General features: G+C 72.9%; 5 protein-coding genes. 3 read left to right on the top strand and 2 right to left on the bottom strand.

Annotation, left to right across the window (positions count from 1 at the left end; translation table 11 throughout):
* From FREUN1FDRAFT_RS14505 to FREUN1FDRAFT_RS14495, 3 genes are all read left to right on the top strand, one after another.
* A partial coding sequence (locus FREUN1FDRAFT_RS14505; RefSeq protein WP_006540837.1) for an alpha/beta hydrolase occupies positions 1-252 on the top strand: 252 nt, incomplete at its 5' end.
* Positions 249-1,718 carry a glycoside hydrolase family 43 protein gene (locus FREUN1FDRAFT_RS14500; RefSeq protein ID WP_006540836.1) on the top strand — a complete coding sequence of 490 codons (1,470 nt, stop codon included), beginning with the start codon at positions 249-251 and terminating at the stop codon, positions 1,716-1,718. The genes FREUN1FDRAFT_RS14505 and FREUN1FDRAFT_RS14500, both read left to right, overlap by 4 nt.
* Positions 1,719-1,825: 107 nt before the next feature.
* Positions 1,826-4,312 (top strand): alpha-L-rhamnosidase, encoded by a 2,487-nt coding sequence (locus FREUN1FDRAFT_RS14495; protein WP_006540835.1) that lies wholly within the window; start codon positions 1,826-1,828, stop codon positions 4,310-4,312.
* A 3-nt stretch (positions 4,313-4,315) separates the two neighbouring features.
* Here FREUN1FDRAFT_RS14495 and FREUN1FDRAFT_RS14490 read toward each other — a convergent pair whose 3' ends face one another.
* Both FREUN1FDRAFT_RS14490 and xylA read right to left on the bottom strand, forming a co-directional pair.
* Positions 4,316-5,851, bottom strand: a complete 1,536-nt coding sequence (locus FREUN1FDRAFT_RS14490; protein WP_035951603.1) for an FGGY family carbohydrate kinase — start codon at positions 5,849-5,851, stop codon at positions 4,316-4,318.
* A gap of 16 nt (positions 5,852-5,867) precedes the next feature.
* Positions 5,868-7,046 carry a xylose isomerase gene (gene xylA, locus FREUN1FDRAFT_RS14485; protein WP_006540833.1) on the bottom strand — a complete coding sequence of 393 codons (1,179 nt, stop codon included), beginning with the start codon at positions 7,044-7,046 and terminating at the stop codon, positions 5,868-5,870.
* Positions 7,047-7,103 lie beyond the last annotated feature (57 nt).

The following is a 7,103-nucleotide window of genomic DNA, read 5'->3' as shown; positions in this document are numbered from 1 at the left end:
AACGGCGACGTGGCGGGTCAGCCGCCGGTGTACGTGCTCAACTCCGACACGGACTTCCTGCGCGCCTCGGGAGAGGCCTATGCCGCGCAGCTCGCCACGGCCAGCGTCCCGGTCCGCGTCGAGTTCGAGCCGGGTTCCCTCCACGGGCATCTGAACGAGCCGTTCACAGCGGCCGCCGAACGCAGCCTGGACCGGATGACGGCCTGGCTGACCTCCGCACTGACCTCCGCGAAGGGAAGCTCAGCACCGTGAACGTGAATCCGATCCTGCCCGGATTCCACCCGGACCCGACGATCTGCCGGGTCGGCGACGACTACTACCTCGCCACGTCCAGCTTCGAGTACTTCCCGGGCGTGCCGATCTTCCACAGCACGAACCTGACCGACTGGGACCAGATCGGCAATGTGCTCACCCGCCGCACCCAGCTGAACGTGTCAGCCGGTCTGGCCGGCGCGAACGCGGGCATCTTCGCGCCGACACTGCGCCACCGTGACGGCCGGTTCTGGCTGGTCACCACCAACCGGGCCGATGTCCGCAAGGGCCAACTGATCGTCCATACCGATGACCCCGCCGGAGCCTGGAGCGAGCCGGCCTATGCCGGCGGGGCGATCGGCATCGACCCCGACCTGGCCTGGGACCTCGACGGGACCTGCTACCTGAGCTGGACCCGGCCGGACGCGGGCATCAGCCAGGCGGCCGTCGATCCCGAGAGCGGGAAGCTCCTGACCCAGCCGCGGGCGTTGTGGCGCGGGACCGGCCTCGCGCATCCCGAAGGCCCGCACCTGTACCACCGCGACGGCTGGTGGTACCTGGTCATCGCCGAGGGCGGCACGGAACGAGGGCATGCCGTCACGGTGGCACGGTCCCGCGCGATCACCGGCCCGTTCGCCGGCAACCCCGGCAATCCCGTCCTGACCCGGGCCGGCACCGACCACCCCGTCCAGAACACCGGCCACGCGGATCTGGTCGAGCTCGCCGACGGGTCCTGGGCCATGGTCCATCTCGGGGTCCGCCCCCGCGGCGTCACACCGCAGTTCCACGTCAACGGGCGCGAGACCTTCCTCGCCGGAGTCGACTGGGTCGACGGCTGGCCCACCGTGGTCGAGGACCGGTTCGCACCCGCGCCGGCGGCGACCTCCTTCGACGACGACTTCTCGGCCTCGTCCCTGCATCCCCGCTGGGTCTCCCCCGGCACCGACCCCGCCACCTTCGCCCGCCACCGCGTCCAGGGCGGGATCACCCTCTCGGCCGGCCGTGCGGCCGGTGCACACGAGCCGCGGCACCTGCTCGCGGTACGCGCCCGAGACGCACACTGGCAGGCCACCGCCGTCGTGCCCGACGGGGACGCAAGCCTGACCGTGCGTGTGGACGACGCCCACTGGGCGGCGCTCGAGCGGCAGGGCCGGACTCTGCGCGTCCGGGCGGTGATCGGCCCGCTCGACCAGACCCTCGCGGTGCGCGACGAGATCGCGGCCGAGCATCCCCTGGCCGTCCGCGCCGTCGCGCACCCCGAAGGCCCGGGGCTCAGCCATGGCCCCGACCTGCTGGAGTTCGGCCAGGTCCGGGACGGCGTCTTCGAGGTCCTCACCGCCGTCGACGGCCGGTACCTGTCCACCGAGGTCGCCGGCGGCTTCACCGGACGGGTCATCGGTGTCGAGGCGTTGGGCACCGACGCCACGCTGACCCGTTTCACCTACCTGCCAGCCGCAGCGAGCTGACGCGGCCATCGGGCCGCGGCCGCCATCGCGCCGCGGCGGCACAGCCCACAGACCCAGACCGCTCGCGCGGATCAGACCCACGCACCCAGGTTGAAGTGGAAGGTTCGATGGCATCGCCCTGGAAGGCCAGCTTCATCGCGCAGGCGGGCACCTCGGCCGACGGCCGGCCCGCGCCGTACCTGCGGCGGGACTTCACCGTCGGCGGTGGACTGCGGTCAGCGACCCTGCATGTCACCGCCCTCGGCCTGATCGAGGCGCACCTGAACGGCAGCCGCGTCGGTGACGAGGTCCTCGCCCCCGGCTGGACGTCCTACACGCACCGACTCGTCGTCAGCAGGCATGAGGTCACCGACCTGCTGGTCCCGGGGGCGAACACGATCGGCGCGATTCTCGGCGAAGGCTGGGCGGTGGGGCGGCTGACCTGGGAGAAAGAGCAGCGGGCGGTGTGGGCCGACCGGCCCGCGGCCTTCCTGCAGCTCGAACTCGACTACGGCGACCACGTCGAGGTGATCGGCAGCGACGCCTCCTGGCGTGTCGGTACCGGCGCGATCCTCGCCGACAGCCTCTACGACGGCGAGACCTGTGACGCCCGGCTGCACCCGGCGGGCTGGTGCGAGCCCGGCTTCGACGACGCCGCCTGGTCCGCCGTCGAGATCGTCGACCGCGGGCTCGACACCCTCGTCGCCGGCGAGGCTCCGCCGATCCGGCGGATCGAGGAGCTGACGCCGGTGGAGATCCTGACGACGCCCGCCGGGCGGACGGTCGTCGACTTCGGGCAGAACCTGACGGGCTGGGTCCGTCTCACCGTCCGCGGTGACGCCGGCACGACGGTCATCCTGCGCCACGCCGAGACGCTCATCGACGGCGAGGCCGACTTCCGCACCAACCGGACCGCGCTGGCGACCGACCGCTACACCCTGAACGGTGACCCCGCCGGGGAGACGTGGGAGCCGCGGTTCACCTTCCACGGCTTCCGTTATGTGGACGTGGACGGCTGGCCGGGCGAGCTCACCGCCGACGCGCTGGTGGCCGTCGTCGTCCACAGCGACGTGCGCCGCACCGGCTGGTTCGAGACGTCGAACGAGCTCGTCAACCAGCTGCACCGCAACGTCGTCTGGTCACTGCGCGGCAACATCGTCGGCGTGCCGAGCGACTGCCCGCAGCGCGACGAGCGCCTCGGCTGGACCGGTGACCTGAACGCCTTCGCCCCCACCGCCGCCTTCCTCTACGACGTGCGCGCCCTGCTGGGCTCCTGGCTGGCCGACCTCGCCGCCGAACAGGCCGAGAAGGGCCACGTGCCGCTCGTCGTCCCGGACGTGCTCACCATGCCGATCACCACGCCGACCGCACTGTGGGCGGATGTCGCGGTGAGCCTGCCGTGGGCGCTCTACCAGGAGTACGGAGACCCGGCGGTTCTTGCCCGCCAGTACCCGTCCATGACGGCGTTCATGGACGGTGTCGAGGCGATGCTCGACGAACGGGGGCTGTGGAACAGCGGCTTCCAGTTCGGCGACTGGCTGGACCCCGACGCTCCGGCGAAGAACCCTGCCGGCGGAAAGACCGACGCCTACTACGTCGCCACCGCCTACCTGTGCAGGACCACCGGCGAGCTGGCGCGCACCGCCCGGGTACTGGGCCACACCGAGGATGCCACCCGGTACGAGGCACTGCACCGGCGAGTGCGCGCGGCGTTCCGCGACGAATGGGTCACGCCCGCCGGGCTCCTCGCCGCCGACACCGTCACCGCCTACGCGCTGGCCGTCTGCTTCGACCTCCTCGAACCGGCGCAGCTGACGCGGGCCGGAAGGCGCCTCACCGAGCTCGTCGCCAAGGCCGGGCACCGCATCACCACCGGCTTCGCCGGCACGCCGCTCGTCGCGCACGCCCTGAGCCGCACCGGCCAGCTCGACACCGCCTACCGGCTGCTCCTGCAGACCGAATGCCCGTCGTTCCTCTACCCGGTGACCCAGGGCGCGACGACGATCTGGGAACGGTGGGACGCCATCAGGCCCGACGGCTCGCTGAACGACACCGGTATGACCTCGCTCAACCACTACGCCCTCGGCGCGATCGCCGACTGGCTGCACCGCGTCGTCGGCGGTCTTGAGCCGGCCGAGCCCGGCTACCGCCGCATCCGGATCGCCCCCCAGCCCGGCGGCGGGCTCACCCACGCCACCGTCACCCACGACACCCCGCTCGGGCGCGTCCGCGTCCACTGGCGGCACGACCCGGCCGTCTGCCTTGCCGTCGAGGTCACCGTTCCCGCGGGCGCCGTCGCCGAGGTCGTCCTCCCCCACCATCCGGACGGGCTGACGGCACAGGTGGGCGCGGGCGACCACCACTGGGAGTACGACGTCCCGGCCGCCGATCAGAGTCTCCCCGACTACACCCTCGACACGCCGCTGAGCGTCATCTTCCGTGACACGGCCACCTGGGCCGCGGTGCGCGCCGTCCTGCGGGGGCACCTGCCGCAGTTCGGCGACGCGGACACCGGTACCGAACCCTCCCTGCCGAACCTGCGCACGCTGCTGGGCTACTTCCCTGACAAGGCGGCAGCCATCGAGGACGACCTGGCCGCCGTCCTCCAGCCCTGACGTTCAGACAGCGCCGGCAGTCGCGTCGGCGGCGGCCAGGGCCGCCGCCGCGCGGTACCTCTCCCTGACCTCGGGACGCGGCGATGCGGTGTGGGTGGCGGCGTCCACCGCCGGCCAGGCCGGCTGACAGCCGAGCAGCACCGCGGCGGCCTGGCGGGCGGCGCCGTCCGCGACGTACTCACCGGGCGCCGGGGTGGCGACGGGGACGCCGAGAACCTCGGGCGCCAGCGTGCGGACCGCCCGCGAGCGCGCGCCGCCACCGACCATCGTCACCCGCCCCACGTCGACACTCCGCGCCCGCAGGACGTCGACGCACTCGGCCATCAGGCACAGCAGGCCCTCGACGGACGCGCGGGCGAGGTTCTCCCGGGTTGTCGAGGCGAGGGAGAGGCCGTGGAGCGAGCCGGTGGCGGTGGGCAGGTTCGGGGTGCGTTCCCCTTCGAGGTAGGGCACCAGCACCAGCCCGCCCGCACCCGGCTCGGCGCGCAGGGCGAGGGCGTCGAACGTGTCGCGGTCGACGTCGAGGAGCCGGCGGGTCACGTCGAGGACGCGGCTGGCGTTGAGAGTGCAGGCCAGCGGGAGATGGTGGCCGGTGGCGTCGGCGAAACCGGCCACCGCGCCGGAGGCGTCCCGGGTGCCGACCCGCGACACCGCCGCGACCACGCCCGAGGTGCCGAGCGACAGCAGGCACTCACCCGGCCGCAGGCCCAGGCCCAGGGCCGCGCCCGCGTTGTCGCCGCAGCCGGGGCCCAGCAGCAGATGCCCGAGCCCGGCGCCGGGGTCGCCGCGGCCCACCGCCTCGCCGGGCGCCGCGACCTCGGGAAGGCGAATCCGCGCCGCTTCGCCGGATGTCCGCCGCAGCGCGAGCGCGAGCAGGTCGCGACGGTAGCCGCCGGCCGAGACCGGACGGCCGCCGGAGGCGTCAGCGGCACCACCGAAGGTGTCAGCGGCACCGGCGGCGTCGGCGGCAGTGCCGATGGCGTCGTAGTAGCCGGTGCCGGAGGCGTCGGAGCGGTCGGTGCGCAGCGTGTCGAGCGAGCGTGCACCGGACAGGCGCCAGGTGAGCCAGTCGTGGGGCAGGGCGATCGCGGCGATGCGGGCGGCAGAGTCCGGCTCGTGGTCGGCGAGCCAGCGCAGCTTGGTCACGGTGAACGAAGCGACCGGAACCGAGCCCACCGCGCCGGCCCAGGCGGCGGCGCCCGCAGCGGGGTCGCCGCCGCCGAGGTCGGCGACGAGGTCACGGGCCGCCCGGGCCGAACGGGTGTCGTTCCACAGCAGCGCCGGCCGGATGACGTCGCCCGCCTTGTTCAGGCAGATCATGCCGTGCTGCTGGCCGGCGACCGAGATCGCGGCGACGTCGTCCAGCCCGCCGGCCCGGTCGACCGCGATGCGCAGCGCCGTCCACCAGTGCTCGGGGTCGAGTTCGGTGCCGTCGGGATGCGGCGCGCTGCCGGCGCGGACGAACCTGCCCGACTCGGCCTCGCGGATGACGACCTTGCACGACTGGGTCGACGAATCGACGCCCGCGACCAGCATCATCGTCTCCTGCCAGCCGTCAGCCGAGCAGGTGCTCGACGGCGAGCTGCTGGAGGCGGACGAAGCCGAAGTCGCGTTCGGCGGCCTTGTCGGGGTCGAATCCGTCCTCGTCGGCCAACAGGTCGGCGGCGGTCTCACCGGGCGCCAGGGTCGGCTCGGCGAGTTCGAGAACGCCGGCGTAGGCCATCGCCTCCCGCACCCGGGGGTCCGCGCGGAAACGCCGCGCCTTCTCGGCCAGCAGCAGGTAGGTCGTCATGCACGCCCGCGCCGACTCCCAGACGCCGGCCAGGTGCTCCGTCCGCGACGGCTTGTAGTCGAAGTGGCGGGGCCCGGTGTAGCGCGGGCCGTCGGGGTACCCGGGGAAGCCGTTCTCGATCAGGTCGACCGTGAAGAAGGCCGAGAGCAGGTCACCGTGCCCGAAGACCAGGTCCTGGTCGTACTTCAGGCCGCGCTGGCCGTTGAGGTCGAGGTGGAACAGCTTCCCGCTCCACAGCGCCTGGCCGAGCGCGTGGGTGTAGTTCAGGTTCGCCATCTGTTCATGGCCGGTCTCCGGGTTGAGCCCCACGATGTCGCCGTGCTCAAGCTCCGCGATGAGCGCCAGCGCATGCCCGACGGTCGGCAGGAAGATGTCGCCGCGGGGCTCGTTCGGCTTCGGTTCCAGGGCGATCCGCAGGTCGTGGCCCTGGGACCTGATGTGGCCGGCGACGGTGTCGATGCCCTCCCGGTAGCGCTCCATGGCCGCGTAGACGTCCTTCGACCCGTCGTACTCGCCGCCCTCGCGGCCGCCCCACATCACGAACGTGCTCGCGCCCAGCTGCGCGGCGATCTCCACGGCGCGCAGGACCTTGCGCAGCGCGAACCGGCGCACCGACCGGTCGTTGGAGGTCAGGGCGCCGTCTTTGAAGACCGGGTGGGTGAACGTGTTGGTGGTGACCATCTCGATCACCAGCCCGGCGGCGTCCGCCGCGTCGCGGAGCCGGCCGACCCGCTGATCGCGGGTCGCCTCGTCGGCGCCGAACGGGAACACGTCGTTGTCGTGGAAGGTGATCCCCCACGCCCCGAGCTCGGCCAGCCGGCCGGCGTACTCCCAGGGGTCCAGCACGGGGCGGGTCGCGGCGCCGAACGGATCCGCCCCGGGCCAGCCCACCGTCCACAGCCCGAACGAGAACCTGTCCTGGCTCGTCGGTTGCCGCACCATCCCGCATCCCACCCTTCGCGCACCCAGCATTTTGTATTTCCGCGAAACTAAACCGGG

This window comes from Parafrankia sp. EUN1f (genome assembly GCF_000177675.1).
GTDB lineage: Bacteria > Actinomycetota > Actinomycetes > Frankiales > Frankiaceae > Parafrankia.
The sequence above is the reverse complement of the archived record's forward strand: the minus strand, read 5'-3'. Positions and strand labels throughout refer to the sequence as shown.